The organism is Leeuwenhoekiella sp. ZYFB001 (assembly GCF_011784865.1).
Classification (GTDB): Bacteria; Bacteroidota; Bacteroidia; order Flavobacteriales; family Flavobacteriaceae; genus Leeuwenhoekiella; species Leeuwenhoekiella palythoae.
The window spans coordinates 2,211,606-2,230,194 of record NZ_CP050460.1; the positions used below are offsets into that span (position 1 = coordinate 2,211,606).

At 39.8% G+C, this 18,589-nt stretch carries 12 protein-coding genes, 1 other RNA gene and 1 pseudogene; 7 read left to right on the forward strand and 7 right to left on the reverse strand.

The window, feature by feature from the left end:
* Window position 1 precedes the first annotated feature (1 nt).
* Window positions 2-388: a DUF2809 domain-containing protein gene (locus tag HCN54_RS09635; RefSeq protein ID WP_167597612.1), complete on the forward strand. Its 387-nt coding sequence runs from the start codon at window positions 2-4 to the stop codon at window positions 386-388.
* Here HCN54_RS09635 and HCN54_RS09640 read toward each other — a convergent pair.
* The gene (locus tag HCN54_RS09640; protein WP_167597613.1) at window positions 367-1,581 is read right to left on the reverse strand and encodes an NAD(P)-dependent oxidoreductase; all 1,215 of its coding nucleotides are present in this window, start codon (window positions 1,579-1,581) and stop codon (window positions 367-369) included. The two genes, HCN54_RS09635 and HCN54_RS09640, sit on opposite strands and share 22 nt — an antisense overlap.
* Window positions 1,582-1,729: 148 nt before the next feature.
* On the opposite strand from HCN54_RS09640, the gene HCN54_RS09645 reads away from it, so the two are divergent.
* The 3 genes and pseudogenes from HCN54_RS09645 to HCN54_RS17620 form a co-directional block, all read left to right on the forward strand.
* Window positions 1,730-2,557 carry a GIN domain-containing protein gene (locus tag HCN54_RS09645; RefSeq protein WP_167597614.1) on the forward strand — a complete coding sequence of 276 codons (828 nt, stop codon included), beginning with the start codon at window positions 1,730-1,732 and terminating at the stop codon, window positions 2,555-2,557.
* A 39-nt stretch (window positions 2,558-2,596) separates the two neighbouring features.
* Window positions 2,597-2,997, forward strand: a transfer-messenger RNA (tmRNA) gene (gene ssrA / locus HCN54_RS09650).
* Between the two features lie 417 nt (window positions 2,998-3,414).
* Window positions 3,415-3,522: pseudogene (locus HCN54_RS17620) on the forward strand (fructose-bisphosphatase class I); the annotation flags it as partial.
* An 88-nt stretch (window positions 3,523-3,610) separates the two neighbouring features.
* Here HCN54_RS17620 and HCN54_RS09655 read toward each other — a convergent pair.
* The 3 genes from HCN54_RS09655 to HCN54_RS09665 form a co-directional block, all read right to left on the reverse strand.
* The gene (locus tag HCN54_RS09655) at window positions 3,611-4,177 is read right to left on the reverse strand and encodes a carboxymuconolactone decarboxylase family protein (protein ID WP_167597615.1); all 567 of its coding nucleotides are present in this window, start codon (window positions 4,175-4,177) and stop codon (window positions 3,611-3,613) included.
* A 58-nt stretch (window positions 4,178-4,235) separates the two neighbouring features.
* The gene (locus HCN54_RS09660; protein ID WP_167597616.1) at window positions 4,236-4,799 is read right to left on the reverse strand and encodes a TetR/AcrR family transcriptional regulator; all 564 of its coding nucleotides are present in this window, start codon (window positions 4,797-4,799) and stop codon (window positions 4,236-4,238) included.
* A gap of 184 nt (window positions 4,800-4,983) precedes the next feature.
* On the reverse strand, window positions 4,984-6,348 hold the full coding sequence (locus tag HCN54_RS09665; RefSeq protein WP_167597617.1) for a Gfo/Idh/MocA family oxidoreductase: 1,365 nt from the start codon (window positions 6,346-6,348) through the stop codon (window positions 4,984-4,986).
* Between the two features lie 100 nt (window positions 6,349-6,448).
* Here HCN54_RS09665 and HCN54_RS09670 point away from each other — a divergent pair, with 100 nt between their 5' ends.
* Complete coding sequence (locus HCN54_RS09670; protein WP_167597618.1) at window positions 6,449-7,453, forward strand: amidohydrolase family protein; 1,005 nt, start codon at window positions 6,449-6,451, stop codon at window positions 7,451-7,453.
* A gap of 1,297 nt (window positions 7,454-8,750) precedes the next feature.
* Here HCN54_RS09670 and HCN54_RS17625 read toward each other — a convergent pair.
* Complete coding sequence (locus HCN54_RS17625) at window positions 8,751-8,879, reverse strand: LacI family DNA-binding transcriptional regulator (protein ID WP_167597619.1); 129 nt, start codon at window positions 8,877-8,879, stop codon at window positions 8,751-8,753.
* 458 nt (window positions 8,880-9,337) lie between these two features.
* On the opposite strand from HCN54_RS17625, the gene HCN54_RS09680 reads away from it, so the two are divergent.
* Both HCN54_RS09680 and HCN54_RS09685 read left to right on the forward strand, forming a co-directional pair.
* Window positions 9,338-11,119: an alpha-L-fucosidase gene (locus HCN54_RS09680; protein WP_167597620.1), complete on the forward strand. Its 1,782-nt coding sequence runs from the start codon at window positions 9,338-9,340 to the stop codon at window positions 11,117-11,119.
* Between the two features lie 6 nt (window positions 11,120-11,125).
* Complete coding sequence (locus HCN54_RS09685; RefSeq protein ID WP_167597621.1) at window positions 11,126-12,457, forward strand: BNR repeat-containing protein; 1,332 nt, start codon at window positions 11,126-11,128, stop codon at window positions 12,455-12,457.
* A 746-nt stretch (window positions 12,458-13,203) separates the two neighbouring features.
* On the opposite strand, the gene HCN54_RS09690 is transcribed toward HCN54_RS09685, so the two are convergent.
* Window positions 13,204-14,910 (reverse strand): RagB/SusD family nutrient uptake outer membrane protein, encoded by a 1,707-nt coding sequence (locus HCN54_RS09690; RefSeq protein WP_205881680.1) that lies wholly within the window; start codon window positions 14,908-14,910, stop codon window positions 13,204-13,206.
* Between the two features lie 15 nt (window positions 14,911-14,925).
* On the reverse strand, window positions 14,926-18,024 hold the full coding sequence (locus HCN54_RS09695) for a SusC/RagA family TonB-linked outer membrane protein (protein ID WP_167597622.1): 3,099 nt from the start codon (window positions 18,022-18,024) through the stop codon (window positions 14,926-14,928).
* Window positions 18,025-18,589: the final 565 nt, after the last annotated feature.

Sequence of the window (18,589 nt, forward strand, 5' to 3'; positions counted from 1 at the left end):
TATGCCTAAACGCGGAATCTATTTCTTGATTTTTCTTTTTCTCTTAGGGGTGGAAATCGCCATCGCGACCTACTTAAAAACCGGCTTTATCCGGGCGTATCTCGGCGATCTGCTGGTTGTGATCCTGTTGTATTGCTTATTGATGAGCACCCTGAAACCTTCCGTAAAAACGGGATTAGTACTCACGCTTGCCATCGCTTTTGTGATAGAACTATTGCAACTCATAGACCTGACAAGATTTTTTCCGCAGGAATATAAACAGCTTGCAATCTTAGTTTTAGGCAGTCAGTTCTCGTGGTTAGATTTACTGATGTACCTACTCGGAATCACATGCGCCGGGATCACAGAAGTAGTGCTGCATAAGCGCTATTCTTTCCCGTCTACATAATCCTGCAAATAACTAAAGCGTTTGGTGAGTTTACCATCTTTGGTCATTCGTGCACGGTAGAGAATCCCGTCTTTATCGTCATTAAAAAATGCAGGTAATACCCGTTCTATAAAGAGTTCGCCAAAACCTTCACTGGCATCTTTAGGCAACTCACACGGCAGATTATCAACCGCCATCACGGTAATTGCTCCCGGAGCATCAAAAGCGACTTCTTTCTCCGTTTGCGGATCGTAGCCATAAAAAGGATCTGCAATCGTAGAAGCGCGTAAAGTAGAAGCCACGGGACCATCGATGTCGCACGAAATATCAGCGATAACCTCGATGTTAAAATCTTCGGACTTGGCTTCTTCTCGGGTGAATAAGTACGGCGCACCATCACCATAAAAATGCCCGGCGATAAACATCTGACTCACTTTAGCAAAACGCAAAAAGTTGGTCTCGTAACCTGTAGGATCTTTGATGAATTGTGCAAGGCTGCCTTTTACGCCATCCTTCCGCTTTGCGTAATCCATCACCCCGATTTTACAATACACCGGTTTTTTAAATTCTTTAGTAAGATACTCCTCAATGGTCACTTTTTTAATGCCCATAGCTTCCAGAATTTCCTGTGCGCCACCAGCAACTTTACCACTTCCGGAAAGGCAGATTTTAATCGCAGGAAGCTCAATTTTCTTTAGCTGTGCAATCAACGCGCTAACATCGGTAAGCGTGTTGGCGGGTGGTAAATCAAATGTTTTGTGCCTTTTACCATATGCTCTAAACGCATTATAAGCACCAACGAGCCCGGCATATCGACCAAAACCTATCAGGCGCAGTCCACTTTTTCGGGTAATCACCTCGTGATCGTAGAGTTCGATATTTTTCTCTAAAACCGCTTTGAGTAAGTCGCGGTTGTAGGGTTGTTTTTTAATCGTATGACTGAAGAAAAAATACTTCTTATTGGGGATCAACGCTTCAATAGGCACCTCTTTAACGCCCAACATCACATCGGCTTCAGAAATATCTTCTTTAACCTCAAATTCTGCTTTCTCATAAGCCACATCAGGAAAAACCCGTATTGGTGAAGCTTCGACGATGAAGGACGCTTTGGGGAAAGCTTCTTGCGCCTTAGACATGGCTATCGGCGAAAGTACCGCACGACGATCTGGCGGGGTTTTACGTTCTCGTAATAAAGCAAATTTTAGAGGAGCCATAAAAGTAATATTTGGTGTAAAATACAATTTTACAAAGAGAATCATCAACCTATTTTAATTGAACTTTAATAGGTCCTTAGCAAAGCTTTAATAAGACATTGGCTAATCTTGCGCGCAATTTGAGGTATATTCTCACAAAAGAATTTTTATGAAAAAACTAGTTGGTTTGGGTGTTGTATGCGCCCTGATCTTAAGCTCTTGTGGAGCAAACAAATCTAAAATTAAAGGAGATCGCGATGTGATTTCTGTAAACGGAACACTGCAAACGGGAATCAATACCATTGAAATAGATGATGAAATTCAGGTGGAATTGGTCCAGGCACAAAGCAACGATTATATTCTAACCACAGACCGCAATCTGGTAAGTGTGGTTGATTTTAAAGTGACTGATAGTGTGTTGCGTATTAGCACCAATATGGAAGTGACCAGTGCCAAAGCGCTTTCGGTATATTTAAAACTGCAAAACCCGAAGCATGTCATCCTAAAAAATGATAGCGATCTTGAAACTCCGGGGCAGATCGAAGTTCCTGAGTTTACAGTCACTGCGGCATCTTCATCAGAAATTGATGTAAACCTAACTACGACGAAATCTCAAATCAATTTAAGAGAAAACGCTAAAGGACAATTGAATATCCGTACCGAGCAACTCGAGGTTAAAATGAGTGATCGCACTGATCTTAGAGGGAAATTCACTGCGCAATCTGCTCAAGTAACTATGGGTGGTTCGGCAGAATTTAATCCACGTGGTAAAACGTCTAGTTTAAATCTTGCCCTAACCGGAAAAGCAGATTATAAGGGAGATGACTTTGATAGTAAGAATGCTTCAGCGACGTTAAGCGATCGTTCTACTGCTGCTGTTAGTGCCGAAGAAAGTCTTTCTGTTTTTGCTCAAGATAAAGCAGTTATCAATGTCTATGGCAAACCAGACATTAGTGTAAAGGCACTTAATGATGATGCGCAAATCAATAAAAAATAGTAACTTTGCAGCCCTCAAATTTTGAGGATTACTAGCAATGGGGTCGATTTGGTTTTGACAGCGGGTCTAATTGAGTAGTAAGCACGTCGAGCGCTGGGACATAGCTCGTAAATCTCAGGTTTCACACTTTTTAAACGGCGAGAATAACTACGCCATGGCTGCATAACCCGAATTATAGTACGGTTATCTTAATCTCACACAAGGTGTGAGACCATGATGCCTCTGAAAAGCCTTGGTTTACGGCGTTTCATCAAGAGGTACCGAAAAAGTAAACATAGCCTGCTCAGGGGCTTGATGAGTAGGTGAAACTTAATCGAGAATAAGGTAGCAGTTGGTAGTTGCCGACCGGCTGTTGCACGAAAACCAATTGGCAAATAAACGTGTAGAAAGCTATTGAGTTGCCTGTTTGGACGGCGGTTCGAACCCGCCCGACTCCACGATCAACCATAACTGTGTTATGGATTAAAACAAGAGAAGCCCATTCAAATTAATTTGAATGGGCTTTTTGTTTTAAGTCATTTGGACTGCAAGGACAGGCAGTTATACTTGCTAGACTGGAGTTCCTGCGATGAAGTAAGGCTAGCCCGCCCGACTCCACAGAAAACGTTAAAAATCCTGCCAGGTTTATCTGAGCAGGATTTTTTATGTCTCTTGGGGCGTATAAAGCAAGTCTAATTGTGCTATAAACTAAACTTCAAAGTAACCAAGACCTGACTGGGGCATAACCGATAACTACACTGAACATAGTAAAAATCAATACTAAAGGCATTGATAAACGATTTGATATTCAGTATGTTATTACAAAAATCAAGATTGTTTTGCGTTGCTACCTTTTGAAAATAAAACGTCCCCAGTCCGGATCTAAAAGAATAATGGATATAATACCTAAAGAATTACACCAGCGTGTTCCGTTTTACTGTGGTAGTAAAAACCTGATGGACAAAGCGCACGAATTCTTAAATTGAAAAATCCCTGATTTTTCAATCAAGGATTTTCAAAGTAAATACCACAATGGTATTATACTATTTGGCTGTGCTTTTATGATCTGTACTATTATTTAGACCAGCTAAATTTTTGAAAAGCATCATCTAAGGGCGTTTCAGCGATATGATTAGTATAGTTACTAATAACCTTTTGAGACAAACCTAAAATGATATCTAAAAGATTGCGTTGCGTATAACCTTCTTCATAAAACGCATACAATTCTTCTTCAGAAATATAGCCGCGATTACGCGTAAGGGCTAACGTGGTGTTGTGCAATACCTGCAACTTCTTTGTTGGTAATTCTGATTGGTCTCTTAGCGCATTGATAATAGCATCGTCTACCTTCATAGTCTTAGCTATTCCTGTATGCGCCGGTACACAATAATGACACTCGTGCTCCACATTTATCGTTTGCCATACTACCGTGAGTTCTTCTTTATTAAACGAGGAATTGGCAAACAATTCGTGCAGATTTTGATAGGCTTCTAAAAGATTAGGTGACCCGGCTAAAACACCGTGTAAATTAGGAATGTACCCGTAAGCATCTTTAGATTTTTGAAGCAATGTTTTACTTTTTTCACTAGCAGTGTTGATATCAAAGATTTCTAAGCTAGCTGTGTTTTCTTTCTTATTCATAGTTATAAAATTAAATTTTATTTCTAAACGACCGTTTAGAAATAGGTTAAAAAAATAGTTATATAGTTTTAAATGTATATTCGATAAAATTTTCCAATTGGCTTCTATTAAACATTTTACTCGCAGAAGAAAGCCCGAACATCGCTAATAATAAATAATCTGCCTTTTCAGGAATATGCTCTGTCTTTATCTGCTCATCTCGGTTCAATACCTCGATAAAAACTTGTTTAACATCCATTGTAAACGAGTTGATATAGTTCTTAATATCTAAGGCTGTATCCGCATTCATTTCATTCGCGGTATTCGTAATTAAGCAACCTTTTCCAAATTCTTTCTCCTTTGAAAACTCGATAAAATCATAAAAGTAGTTTTTAATGGCTGAAGCTCCTACCCCATCAGTTGCTAGGGGCTTTAACAGCTTAAACAGTTCTTTTTTATAACACTTTAAACTACTTAAAAAAAGTCCATTTTTACTTCCGAAACTAGAATAGATCGAAAATTTATTGATACCGAGCTCAGATTCAAGCATCTTAACTGAAGTTGCCTCAAACCCATTCTTCCAAAACAGATTCATTGCTTTAAAAAGCACATCTTCTTCGTTATATTGTTTTAGTCTAGCCATTTCCCTTTACTACTGCACAAAACTAACCAATCGTTTAGAAATAAGAAAAGATTTAACCCTGTATTAAGATTTGTGCCTTCTTACTAAATATCTAGACATAAAGGCAGGCCGCTATATATGCACGACTGAGGCTAATTCGGTAAGGTGAAATTAGCTTGCCAACTTCATAAACAGCTTTTTCCTATCACTCCCTATACTCCGCTTTCATCCAGTTGTACGGACTTCTTGCAACCCACTGCCCTCGTGTAAAATCGGGGAATTCTTGCGGTTCGCCATTATTGGCAATCGAGGCTTCAGAAAGTGGCGTGATCGCACTCCAAGCTGCTGCGTCGTAAGCATCAATAGGTGGAGCTACATTAGCGAGTGCTGACTCTACAAAGGCTTTCATCACAAAATAATCCATCCCGCCGTGACCGGCTCCGGTGGCTTCTGCTTCATACTTTTTCCAGACCGGATGATCGTATTGGGTCAACCACTCTTGTGCATCATCCCAGCGGTGCGGCTCAGATTTGCCTTCGATGTAGATTCGGTCGCCATCCTTTTCCCATAATCCATTTGCCCCTTGCACCCTAAACCCTAACGAATAAGGTCTGGGCAAATTGGTGTCGTGGGTCACAATGATGGTTTCCCCGTTAGCACAAGCTATGGTAGACGTGATCACATCGCCTTGCTTGAATTTGACCTTGGCATTAGGATGCGCTGCACCAGCTTGGGCTACAATATGATTGTGCAGGCCTACAGCTTTGGTAGCACTGGCGGTCATACTCACAAAACGATTACCCCGATTAATGTCTGCCATTGCCGCGATAGGTCCCACTCCGTGTGTAGGATAGGTATCCCCGTTGCGATACACCGAATGTTTGGTGCGCCATTTTGCTTCAGAGATTCCTTTTTCACCAAATTCTACACCACCGCCATAGGGTTGTTTCCCATCATTAAACTTCACTTCTCTAAGGTCGTGTTGATAGCCACAACGGTAGTGAATCATTTCACCAAAAACCTGTTGTTTTACCATATTGAGCACGGCCATCACATCTCTGCGAAAATTCACATTCTCCAAAAACATCATATGCGTGCCGGTCGCCTCGTGGGTATTTACCAGATCCCAGCACTCCTCGATGGTTTGTGATGCCGAAACTTCCAAGCCGGCATATACCCCGGCCTTCATCGCCGCCACGGCCATCTTGGTATGCCACAACCACGGCGTAGCAATGATTACTGCATCTACTTCTTTTGAATCCAAAAGGTTTAAATAATCTTCTTCGTGCTTGCCAAAAACCAAGGGCTTCTTTCTCCCCTGTTTATCGATTAGATCTAACGCGATCTCAATCCGCTGCGGATCAATGTCGCAAATCGCAGTGATCTCCGTATCGGTACGTCGCATTGCGTTGTTTAAGTGATTGGTTCCTCTTAAACCAACCCCGATGAAACCAAGTTTTAATTTTTCGGCCAAAGGCTTTGCATTTAGTGGAAAAACCAAATGCGGTGCAAGGCTTATTCCGGCTCCAACCACCGCAGTTCCTTTGATAAACGTTCTTCTGGAATTCATAGATTTTAGTTTGACATTGGAGCATGCTTCATTGCTACTCGTATCTTTGTTAAATTAAAACATTCCTTCGGTCCTACAAAACCCTGCTAAACCTCAACCTATGTTACGCCCTTTTATCGATGCTCACGTTCATCTTAATACCAATACGCAGGCTAAGCTTCAACTGGCAGCGCAGTACGATGCGTATTTCGTTTCCATCAATACTGATATTCCTTTCTTTATTGACCTCCAAGCGCAACAAGAGATGATCACTACCCTAAACAAAAGTGCGCAGCGTTCGTTTTTTATCACCTCCTTTGATACTCAATATTGGAATACCCCCCGCTGGCTTCCTCACGCAATGAGTCAAATTAAAGCGGGAATTGCCGCCGGTGCCAAGGGCGTTAAGATCTGGAAGAATATTGGGATGGATGAAAACCTGAAAGATGCGCAAGGAAATTTTGTTTTGCTTGATGACACGCGTTTTGATCCCATTTTCCAATACTTAAGCGATGCCGGGATTTTATTGATCAACCATCAAGGCGAACCGCGTAATTGCTGGTTACCGCTGGAAGAAATGACTGTCGCTTCTGACCGGAACTATTTTGCTGCGCATCCCGAATACCATATGTTTAAAAACAAGCACTACCCATCTTACGAAACGCATATGGCCGCACGGGACCGGGTGTTAGAACGCTATCCAAAGTTGAACTATGTAGGCTTGCATTTGTTTAGTATGGAATATGATCTCGACGAGGTCGCTAAGCGGCTCGACCGGTTTCCCAACACAAAAACAGATCTTGCCGAACGCATTTGCCACGTACAGCTGCAAGCAATGCAGGATTGGGAAAAAGTCCGGCAGTTTTTTATAGACTATCAGGATCGCATCATTTATGGAACCGATGTTATTGATGACGGAAGTACCTCTGCGGAAGCTATTGCCGCCAAACTAGAACAACTTTGGCAGTATCACTGGGAGTTCTTTGCCACAGACCATATTATGGAAGCTCCTGAATTCACCGGAAGCTTTAAAGGTTTGAACCTGCCGCAACCCGTCTTGAAAAAAATCTTTTACAGCAACGCCGCAGCCACCTACAAGCTAGACCTTCCCCAAACGGATTTTTAATAGAAGAAATACGAGATTCAGTCAGCAGTATCAGTAGGCAGTCTCAGTGGGCGGTTTGCCATTGTTTTGGATTTCTGATTTATTATTCCGCATTAAAGTACAAAGTCAGAAGTACGAAATACAGAGATCAGTCTGCAGTTTGCAGTGGGCAGTTTGCAGTTTGCAGTTTGATAGACTTGAGATGTTAGGTTCTAGATAAAAGAATAAAGAGCAAAGACTATTGAAAGTACAAAGTCAGAAGTACGAGATATAAATAAGCTACGAGCTGTCACTTCGAGCGCATCCCGAAAGCTTTCGGGAGAGAAGCTTTTTGCAGTCAGCAGCGGCAGTTCGCAATGGGCAATTGCGCTATTCATAATTCGTGATTTATTATTCTAAGGCGTTCTCACGCTGCCTGTTCCAATGAATATTAGGAATGGTATCGCGTGTTTATGAGCAGTACAGTCATTTAGACCATCGGGAGAAATCACATCTGGTGTGCGCCTCGTTAAAAGCCCTCATCCCCAACCCTTCTCCCGCAAAAGAAGGGAGTGAGCAACCTGTGTGATCTTCCTGATAGCTATCGGAAGTCGTCGAAATGACTGATTGTTTTTAAAAACAATTTTTACTCATACTAGAAGGGTTTGATAAAATGTAAAATACAAAAGTAGAAATACGAAATGCAGAGTTCAGTAGTCAGTGCCAGTGGGCAGTTTTCTGTTTAGGGTTTATTGTTTTGAGTTTGCTTTTTATAATACAAAACACAACGCTAATGTCACTTCGAGCGCAGTCGAGAAGCCTAGCTGATGAGATGCTGAAACGAGTTCAGCTTGACAGCTCTTATTCATAAGCGTTACACACATTCATACCCGAAGGGTTAAACGAAACTAAACCTCCCTCGGTTCAGTATAGATGAAGGAAGCTCCGAAGGACAGGAGCGGTAGCGACGCGGAGCTGACAAGACGGTTTTTGCCTGACAAGGCAAAAAATTCCTAAGCGAGGGCGTCGTTTCTTTTCTGCATACGACGACCGCAGGGAGAGGAATGCACCTGTTGTGCTATGTGAAAATGCTAGTCGAATTAGTACTAGTAAAGAAAATGAACAGAACGTGATTTGAAAGAAAACATATCAAAATGACGTAATAAGTTCGTACAAAAACCTCACGCCGCCTGTCCTAATGAATTTTAGAAATGGTATCGCGTGTATGTAATCTTTTACTATAACTTCAACCTTACGAAATTCGATCCTTGAATAGCACCTATAAAAAATCCCTGTAACCAAAAGCTTACAGGGATTAGCACATTTTAAAATGTTGTACTTACAATTCGATTTTCTCTGCAGTTTTTTTCCCGATAGAATGATGATCGCGCAATGCCCTAGAAATAGTAGACGTAGAATAATTTAATTTTTTCGCTATATCGTAAATGGTAATTGATTTCTTTGACATATATACCTTCTTAGTTTGGCGAAAATAGAACTTCTCTGATAAAAATAATATTTATTAAAAATTGCATTACCCTTAATTCATGATGCGCTTACAAATTAATTTGAAAAAACGCATGATCTCCGTTACCTAAAAATGCTGATACCGTGCTTATAAAAAGTAAGAAAATCATAACTTACACAACCGATTATTTAATACGTCTATCGTAAAATGCAAATACAAAGTGCGCTTAATTTTTTTCACTATTTTACTTACAAACACTAATAAAGAGCTTTTTCGATTTACCCCTGTGCCGTGGTAACAACCTCAGTGCAAGCCCAAAACGCAGTTATAAAAAGTAACGATCAAGCAAGCCTTACAAGTTCTAAACTCTTTTGGCGGCTATGATAGAATAATAGCTGACTGTGTGTAAATTAAAATCTACTAATCTACAGATACCTTTACCAACCAAATAAATACCTATGAATTTACTGTATCTAGAGCCCTTACAAAAAATCAAATTAGGCTTAATTTTGTCTTTAATCCTCATAACTGCTTGTAACAAAACCCAACATCAAGATGACGGGCTAAACTACAAACTTCCGCCTATTCCAGATATTGAACACTTGGCTGAAGAAAATTCGATATCTCTTGAGGGTGCAGATACCTTCAAAGAGGTTAATATTGATATTCCTATAACAAAAGGACCTTATAAGCCCACTTGGCAATCCATTGAAGATAATTATCCCGGTACACCTCAATGGCTTAGAGATGCTAAACTGGGGATTTGGGTTCATTTTGGACCTCAATCTGCGGGGCAGAGTGGAGATTGGTATGCACGACGTTTATACACCGAGGGAACAGAGGCGTACAAAAATCATCTCACCCACTATGGGCATCCTTCTAAAATTGGCTATAAAGACGTTCTAAATAGCTGGAATCCAAAAAAGCTTGATCCCAAAAGCCTAGTTGAAACATATAAAGAAGCCGGAATAAAATTTTTAATTATTCAAGGGGTACATCACGATCAATTCGATATGTGGGATTCTAAATATCAACCATGGAATGCAACCAATATAGGGCCTAAACGCGATCTTTTGGGCGAATGGGAAAAAGCTGCACGAGAAGCAGACATGAGATTTGGTATTACCTTTCATCACGAATACTCTTGGTGGTGGTGGCAAACTGCGTTTCAAAGTGATACTAAAGGGCCTAAAAAAGGAGTTCCCTATGACGGTAATCTTACACTAAAGGATGGTAAGGGCACCTGGTGGGAGGGCTACGATCCCAGATTGCTTTATGGGGTTAATTTAAGAGAATATAAGGGAGTGGCAGATGCTGCCAACTCACGATGGTCGCCTCCACCGGCAGGCATTTTTAAAAATCACCTAGCATATAGTACATGGTATAGTCAGTGGTGGGCTGCTCGTATGATGGACGCAGTAGATAAATATCAACCGGATTTTATTTATACGGATGGGACAGATCAACAGCCATTTAGTGGCTTTGGTACAGGAACTGGTTTTAAATCAAATGCCATGCAGCACGTAATTGCCGATTTTTACAATAAAACCTTGCAAAGACGGGGCGAAGTTGATGTGTTTAGTATTGTCAAATTTAGAGATAAAACCAATGGCACGGTGAATACGCAAGAAGGAGGCATTCCTGAGGACATTAAAACAGATCAAGATTGGATTGCGGAGACACCTGTAGGAGATTGGTTTTACGGCCCAGATTTTACTTACAGTGCAGACGCCGTTATACGCTATTTATTAGAAGAAGTTGCACGTGATGGTAATGTAGGTATTTGCGTATCGCTGCTTCCTGACGGTTCTCTTGATCAAGGCAGTACGCAAATGCTAAAAGATATCGGCACCTGGATGCGTATCAATGGTCAAGGCATTTATGGAAGTGCTGCCTGGAAGGTTTTGGGTGAAGGAGCTAATGAGAGACTCAATGTGCTTCCCGGAGGAAAAATAGGTAAGCGGCAAGCCGAGCATCAATTCTCAACACAGGATATACGTTTTACCAAAGGCAAAGATGGTCACGTGTATGCTTGGGTTATGACGGTCCCACAACCCGGCGAAACGCTTAAGTTTAAGTCTCTAGGTCTGAACAAAAACAATGCTAAGATAAAGACCATTACCCTTTTAGGACATCAAGGCCAGTTACAATGGAATCAAAGTGCAGATTTTTTAACCATTACCTGCCCACAAAAAATGCCCTTCAATACTGCAGTCGGTTTTAAAATTGAATTAAAGTAGTTTCCTATGTATAGTACCCTAATCAAGATAAATATTTTCCTTGTATTGGCTTGCCAAACTGCAGTGCTTCTAGGTCAAGAGGCTGCTTTAAAAATCAAGCAGCGTATAGAGGTTGATAAAATTGAAGCCAGCTTTCCGGTTGGATTCTCACAGGTGATAACAGCACATAAGCACTATATTGCCTATTACGATGCTGATAAAAACTTTTCTATAGCTTACAGATCGCTTACAGATAGTCTATTTAAAAAAACCATACTACATTCAAAAATTGGGTGGGATAGTCACAATTACACAACTCTGATCGTGGATAATGAGGGTTATATTCATGTAAGTGGCAACATGCATAATGATCAACTACGCTATTGGCGCTCTGAATATCCAGAAGATGCCACCAGCTTAAAACCCATTCATTTTATGACTGGAAACGATGAGCATAGCGTTACCTACCCTCATTTTCTCAAAACCAATACCGGAGAACTTCTATTTCATTACAGAAACGGAGGCAGCGGCAATGGCTATGAGCTATATAACAAGTGGAATCCTAATAAAAAGGAATGGGAGCGCTTTTTAGAAAAACCGCTTATTGATGGCAAAGGCAAAAAGAATGCCTATATGTCTGGACCTTTTTATGAAGATGACGGTTATTACCATCTATATTGGGTATGGCGCCAAAGTCCGGATTGCTCTACTAATCACGATTTTTCATACGCTCGTAGCAAAGATTTAAAACATTGGGAAAATGTTGCAGGAACAACAGTCGACAGCCCAATGACCTTTGAAAATCAATTACTAAAAGTAGACTCCTCACCCATTAAAGGATCAGGAATGCTTAACGGAGTGCAAGCGCACGCTTTAGATGAAAAAAATCAAATTGTGCTGTGTAATATGAAATATGATGCGGAAGGAAACACTCAACTTTATCTTTATAGGTCTGATGGCAGCAAACATTGGAAGGAACAACAAATCACAAATTGGGAACATCGATTTAAATTCTCAGGATGGGGGTCTATAGATTTTGATGTGCAACTAATAAACATGCAACGTCTTAAAAATGGTAATTTGAGTGTAGTAGTAAAGCATAAAAAATATGGCCTGCAGCAAATTATAGTTGATGCTAAAACCTTAAAGCCTGTGTCCAAAAAAAAATGGAAAGCTCCTCTTCCTGAAGAACTGACTCAAAGCCAAAGATCTGACTTCGGCAACAAACCAATAAAAGTACATCTAAATACGGTAGGCAAATACCTCCTTCGCTGGGAAACCTCAACAGCAAATAATGACAGCAAACCTTCAGGTAAATTGCCAGATCCCGGTAAACTTGAACTTATAATTCTTGAATAGCCAAAAAAATTAGTAGACCAAAGAATACTTCAAACCAAAAACCGGTTAGATATAACTTTGACTATTAGTTGACAAGACTCTTATTAAAGAAAAAACGAATTGAATGAAATGAGTTTGCGTTGCATAGCTTCCTTCAACGCACTACAATAAGCAAAAAAAAATTAAATAATTAGTTAACTCACATAGTTCATCTAAATAAAGTGCAAACTAACGCACTTAGACAGCTATACCTACTATGATGTGTACACGGTCAAAAAAGTTATTATTTTGATACACGCCAAATCTAGGGGCTTCAAGAAAGATGTAATTCATGAAAAGAACAAACAATTCAGCATTAGGAAAAATAGATAAACTGGTGTATCAAAGCGCTTGGTCTAATTAAAAAAAAGGATGGGTTAATTGCGGTAGCTCATGCTCAATACTAATATAAGTTAGTGAATCACGATCATCACAAAGGATTGTCCTATCCTGTACGACGCGAAAAAAATATAGTAATCAATCACAACTATGCCATTTAGTTCATCGATGAATACCCTACCAAAATTAACGATTAACCACATCTAAAAACAAGTACCTCTTAAAGCACAGACTTATGTTAAGCTTTTAGATAGAAACAATGAAATGTTATCTATAGGTTTGAAGCTGCTATAAATCGATAAATACCTTCATGGTATTAGGATTGGTATACAAAAAAACTGCCGATGAGTATATTTCATCGGCAGTTTTTATCAAAGTGTATACAAAGATTAATTGTACCCAGGGTTTTGTTCTAGGTTATTATCTGAGGCTAAGATCTCAGATCTTGGTATGGGTAACCAGTAATGTTGTTCACTAAAACTTTTACCATCCAAAGCTGTTTTGATCTCATAAGATAGTGTGCCGTCCTGATTTTTTGTAATTGTAATCCCTTGTGCCGGTTCATTTTCCACCTCATCTGCAATAAGCCATCTTCGTACATCATAATAACGATGTTCTTCAAAAGCTAATTCAATCCTTCTTTCGTGACGAATTGCTTCTCTCATAGCATCTTGTGACAATCCGGTCTGTAACGGAGGCATTTGTGCACGTTGGCGTATGGTGTTAACCGCTTCATAAACGCTTTGGTCAGGCCCCACTGCTTCATTTTGTGCTTCAGCATAGTTCAATAGGATTTCACCGTATCTCAAGTAGATCCAATTTTGTAAGCCTGCTGCTCCCCAAGGATTTTGTATAGGCAATTGCTCGTCAATAAACTTTTTGAGATAGTAGCCTGATTTACTGGTATTCCAGTTAGAAGGGCCATCAGGACTATCAAGACCACCCGTAACTCCCTCTGCGCCTACAAATGTTTCCACTGCTCTTCCTCTATATTGCGCTCCGTCATATAATATGGTTTCGTAAAAACGTGGATCTCGATTTTCATAAGGTTGAGCAGCGTGCTCAGCGTTATCCCAATCAAATTCGTCACCATCTACCATCTCATAATCATCAACTAGATTTTGAAGCGGTACATTACCTCCCCAACCCCCATAACCATTAGGTCCATTGGCGATTTCTAGATGTGTGTGTAATTGATTAAGGTTATAATATCGTGCAAAAATTATTTCACTGTTACTACCTGTTGATAGAAAAAGGTCTCCATAATCTTCATATAATTGATACATATCTAAATCCATAACTTCCTGAGCCGCCGCAGCAGCAGCCTGCCACTTCTGTGTGTCAGAACTACCTCCTGTATATAAGGGGCTAGCTCCATAAAGCAATAATCTAGACTTAAGCGCCATTGCCGCTCCTTTAGTCGCTCTACCCAATAACCAATTAGCACTGTTCTGTTCAGGCAAACCTGTTATAGCACGATCTAATTCGCTTACTGCATAAGCAATCCCTTCCTGAATAGCGCTTTTTTCAAACAAAGCTGGATCTGTAAAATCTTCACCTAACTGAGACACATTATCGCCCACGAGTACGACTCTACCATAATTTCTAATCAAATCATGATAGCGATAGGCCCGTATAAAATGTAGTTCTGCTTCTATGCGCGCTTTATGGCTTTCGCTCATTTCTACTTGGTCAAGATTAGCCAGTGCGTAATTGACTTCTCTTATGCTTCTATAGCTCCTACCCCAAAAAGTACCTGCTATACCCAGGTTTTCTGGTGATAATTGACCTTGTTGAATAACCCATGTATTATCATCGTTATTGTATACAGATTCATCCGTTAAAGAGCTCCATAGCGCGTATTCAAAGCTTCGACCAAAACCGGGAACACTGCCATCTCCCTCTTTATTCGTGAGGCGCACACCTAAATAGCGGTTGATTACATAGGCCTCAAAAAGTGTGGAGTCTGCGAGTATTGCTGCGTCAGAAACACGATCTGTAGGTGTTATATCAAGATAATCGTCTTCACAACTTGTAAAAATTATGCAACTCAGTAATGCAGCATACATAAATTTCATATTCATAAAATAGTTCATAATGCGTTATTTTTTTTAGAATTGAACGTTAATTCCAAGATTAATAATTTTTTGCTGCGGATAAAATTGTCCGCTTTCACTAAAACCTTCAGGGTCGTAATCTTCTACATCTGTAAGGGTAAATAAGTTGAAAGCACTTGCATAGATCCTAGCACTTGCTAAGGTTAAACGCTCCATCAATGCTGATGGCAAGGTATAGCCCACCTGAATATTTTTTAAGCGTACAAAAGCATTATTATCTAACCAAAAATTATTGCGATATAAGCCTCCACTAATGGCAGAAGATGAGCGCTCGCTCACACGTGGGTAAGTTCCTGAGGTGTTGTTAGGACTCCATCTATTATCCGCCCAACTGCTATAAAAATTACCTACTGTTCCAGATTCGGGTAATACATATTGCCTTACTTGAGCCTGACCTGCAAATACTGTAGAAAAATCAAAGTTTTTATACGTTGCATTAAAAGTCAGACCAAAGGTCATACGAGGGATATTCCCAAATTTTGTACGGTATTGATCGTCTGCAGTAATTTGACCATCTCCATTGAGATCCTCATAAATCAAATCTCCGGGTTGAGCTCCAGGCACCGATGGAGTATTGTCAATTTGTTCTTGAGATTGAAAGATTCCTAATGTATTATAAACAAGATAGGTATTTAAAGACCTGCCGGTTTGCTGTTGATACTCAGGAATTCCTGCGGCTTCATCAATAAATTGAATTTCATTTTTAGCATAGGTAAAATTCCCCATTACACTAAAATCAAAATCACCAGTACTTTTTAATTGATACCCCACACTGGTCTCAAATCCATAACTATCTACTGCACCTATGTTCTCTGCAGGCACCAACGTTTGACCACCATACGGATTAACAATTCCGGTCACTCCTGGAATGGACGCATTTCTGTTGATTAAAATATCGGTTCTATTTTGAGAAAAATACACAAATTCTGTGTTGAAGTGCCCTAACCATTTTGCATTAATAGCAATATCAGTTTTCTTGGCAACCTCCCAAGTAATTGTAGGGTTTGCCAACCTCGTTAAGTCAATACCCGTAACCACCTCGTTGCCTATAACATATCTATTGTTAAAGGAGTAATTGTCATAATACTGAAATTGACCTATATTATCATTACCTAATTGACCATAAGACGCTCTTAATTTTAAATCATCAAAAAAGTCAACTTTAAACCATGATTCTTCAGATATTCTATACCCCGCTGAAATCGATGGAAAATAACCAAACCTTTTACCATCAGGGAAATTAGATGAGCCATCTGCACGCATTTGAAATTCAGCCAAATATTTTTCATTATAATCATATGCTATACGACCTAAGAAACTTTGACGAGTGAAATTAAAACTATACCCATAATTATTTCGATCTGTAGCTGCAGGTCCTCCTTGTGAAAGCTCTGGGGTTTCTGTTGTAGGATAATGAATACGACTCGCGCCTAACGTATTTGAATTGGTTTCACTTTGTTCATAACCTACAAAAGCATCAATACTATGACCATTAAAGTAGCCTTTATAGTTCAGTTTGAGGTTTGCTACACGTTGAGACTGATTGTATTGCTCCTCATTCAAAGAGGCTTGTTGATCTGGGCCTCCTCCTACAACTATAGGATCGTAAGTATCTCCCTCTCTATTGTAATTATATAGGGTATAAGGAGTTGCAAAGTTCTTGGTACTATTAAACAATTGATCTACTGAGAAAAAACCATCCACAGAAAGACCATCAACAAAAGGAAGATCATATTTTGCCTTTAAAATGCCATTAAAGACGTATTTAGGATTTTTATTAAGACCTCCTATATCAGTACCTAAAACAGCAGGATTGGCATTTTCGATTCCAGTTGAAGGCAACCCGTTAGGATAAAAAGCTGGAATGGTTGGATACGCTCTATAAATAGTTCTAAAAATATAACCTGCACCTTCGGTTGGGTATTGGCGTTCTTCTTTTCTTCCGTTCAATGACAAACCTACATTTAAACGTTCGGTCACATCAACATCAATATTCGAGCGAAAACTATACTGGTTGTACTTCGTCGCTCCATTTTCATATAAACCATCTTGAGATGTTTTTCCTATAGAGATGAAATAGTTGTTATTTTCCCCTCCCCCTTGTACATCTAGGTTGTGCTGTGTTTGAATAGCAACATCTTGTAGAGCTATATCGGCCCAATTGGTATTCGGATAGTTTATAGGATCTGCCCCTTCTCTAAAAAGAGCGATTTCGCTAGGATCGTAAATTTGATTAAAACCACCATCAGGATTGTTATAATAAGCAATCTCATTCCGAATATTCGCATAAGTCTCGGCATCCGCCATTTCTGGAAGTCGTGTAGGAGATGAAAATCCGATATCAAATTTATACGAAACCACCGGAGTCGCATTGTTTTTACCTCTTTTAGTAGTAACTAGTATGACTCCGTTTGCAGCTCTACTACCATAAATCGCAGCAGAAGCATCTTTGAGTACCGTTACACTTTCTATATCTTGAGGATTAAGACGTGAAAGCCCCCCTACTTGACCGGGAACTCCATCAACTACCACCAATACATCATTATTCCCGGTTGTAGCTAAACCACGTATAAGTATAGAAGAGTCATCATAGCCTGGTTCACCCGCTCTGTTTGTGGTGACAACTCCAGACATTCTACCAGCAAAAGAGTTAGAAAGGTTAGGCTGCGGACTCTGTGCTAAGGCCTCACCTTCTACCTCAGAGACTGAACCCGTTAAGGTGGCACGCTTTTTCCCTCCATACCCCACAACAACGATTTCGCTTAAGGATTGCTCATCTGGCATTAACGTAATGGTAAATGTAGTTTCATCATTAATAGGAAGTTCTTGAGTAGCAAAACTGATAAAAGAAATGACGAGTATTTTCTCATTAGGTTCCGAAACCGTTAATGAAAAATTCCCATCAAAATCTGTGGTAGACCCATTTGTGGTTCCTTTTATAAGCACCGAAGCCCCCGGCAAGGGCATACCGGTGTCGTCATAAACAGTACCTGTTATTTGACGATCCTGAGCCTGAACAAATGCCGTAAACAGGAAAAGTAAAAGAAAATACCTCAACCTTAAACTTGGAGGATTTTTAAAAACAGTATTCATATATGAAAGGTTTTGTAATACGATGTTCTCTGTGCAAATCAATAGCACAAGAAAACGTTTGCGTTAATTTATCGTTACAATGTTCTTAAACTTGCTGAATTTCCAACGGATGTTAATTGTCCATTTGTGGGGTACAAATCAACCTTAAATGGCAAGTTTACCACTTTTTATGCGTTAGATTAATAAAAGTGTAATTCTACCGACACTAAAAAGTGTTTACTTAACATTTGTAGTCCGAAAACGATTTATGACTTCAAGGCTGCTTTTGTTTTTATTCCGTTATTCGTGGTTTGTGATTTATAATTCGGGAATGCGTACCTAAGACTTTTTAAATACGGAGTTCAGAATTCAGTTGGCAGTAGGCAGTTGTTATGCTGCTGTTTGTTATTTCTAATCTATTATTTTGGATTGTGGGAATACGAAGTTAGAAATACGAAATACAAATAAGCAACGCACTGTTACTTCGAGTGATTCTCGAGCGCCTTAGCGCGAGAGGATTGTATCGAGAAGTCATATGAAGTCAGTAGTCCCGGTTGGCAGTTTGTTGTTCTCAGTTTACTGTTTG

Excerpts from the sequence above, each read along its gene's own strand:
- HCN54_RS09655 (WP_167597615.1), bottom strand. The coding sequence starts at position 4,177 with ATGAATAAGAAAGAAAACACAGCTAGCTTAGAAATCTTTGATATCAAC.
- HCN54_RS17625 (WP_167597619.1), bottom strand. The coding sequence starts at position 8,879 with ATGTCAAAGAAATCAATTACCATTTACGATATAGCGAAAAAATTAAAT.
- HCN54_RS09690 (WP_205881680.1), bottom strand. The coding sequence starts at position 14,910 with ATGAACTATTTTATGAATATGAAATTTATGTATGCTGCATTACTGAGT.
- HCN54_RS09670 (WP_167597618.1), top strand. The coding sequence starts at position 6,449 with ATGTTACGCCCTTTTATCGATGCTCACGTTCATCTTAATACCAATACG.
- HCN54_RS09685 (WP_167597621.1), top strand. The coding sequence starts at position 11,126 with ATGTATAGTACCCTAATCAAGATAAATATTTTCCTTGTATTGGCTTGC.
- HCN54_RS09640 (WP_167597613.1), bottom strand. The coding sequence starts at position 1,581 with ATGGCTCCTCTAAAATTTGCTTTATTACGAGAACGTAAAACCCCGCCA.
- HCN54_RS09695 (WP_167597622.1), bottom strand. The coding sequence starts at position 18,024 with ATGAATACTGTTTTTAAAAATCCTCCAAGTTTAAGGTTGAGGTATTTT.
- HCN54_RS09665 (WP_167597617.1), bottom strand. The coding sequence starts at position 6,348 with ATGAATTCCAGAAGAACGTTTATCAAAGGAACTGCGGTGGTTGGAGCC.
- HCN54_RS09660 (WP_167597616.1), bottom strand. The coding sequence starts at position 4,799 with ATGGCTAGACTAAAACAATATAACGAAGAAGATGTGCTTTTTAAAGCA.
- HCN54_RS09645 (WP_167597614.1), top strand. The coding sequence starts at position 1,730 with ATGAAAAAACTAGTTGGTTTGGGTGTTGTATGCGCCCTGATCTTAAGC.
- HCN54_RS09680 (WP_167597620.1), top strand. The coding sequence starts at position 9,338 with ATGAATTTACTGTATCTAGAGCCCTTACAAAAAATCAAATTAGGCTTA.
- HCN54_RS09635 (WP_167597612.1), top strand. The coding sequence starts at position 2 with ATGCCTAAACGCGGAATCTATTTCTTGATTTTTCTTTTTCTCTTAGGG.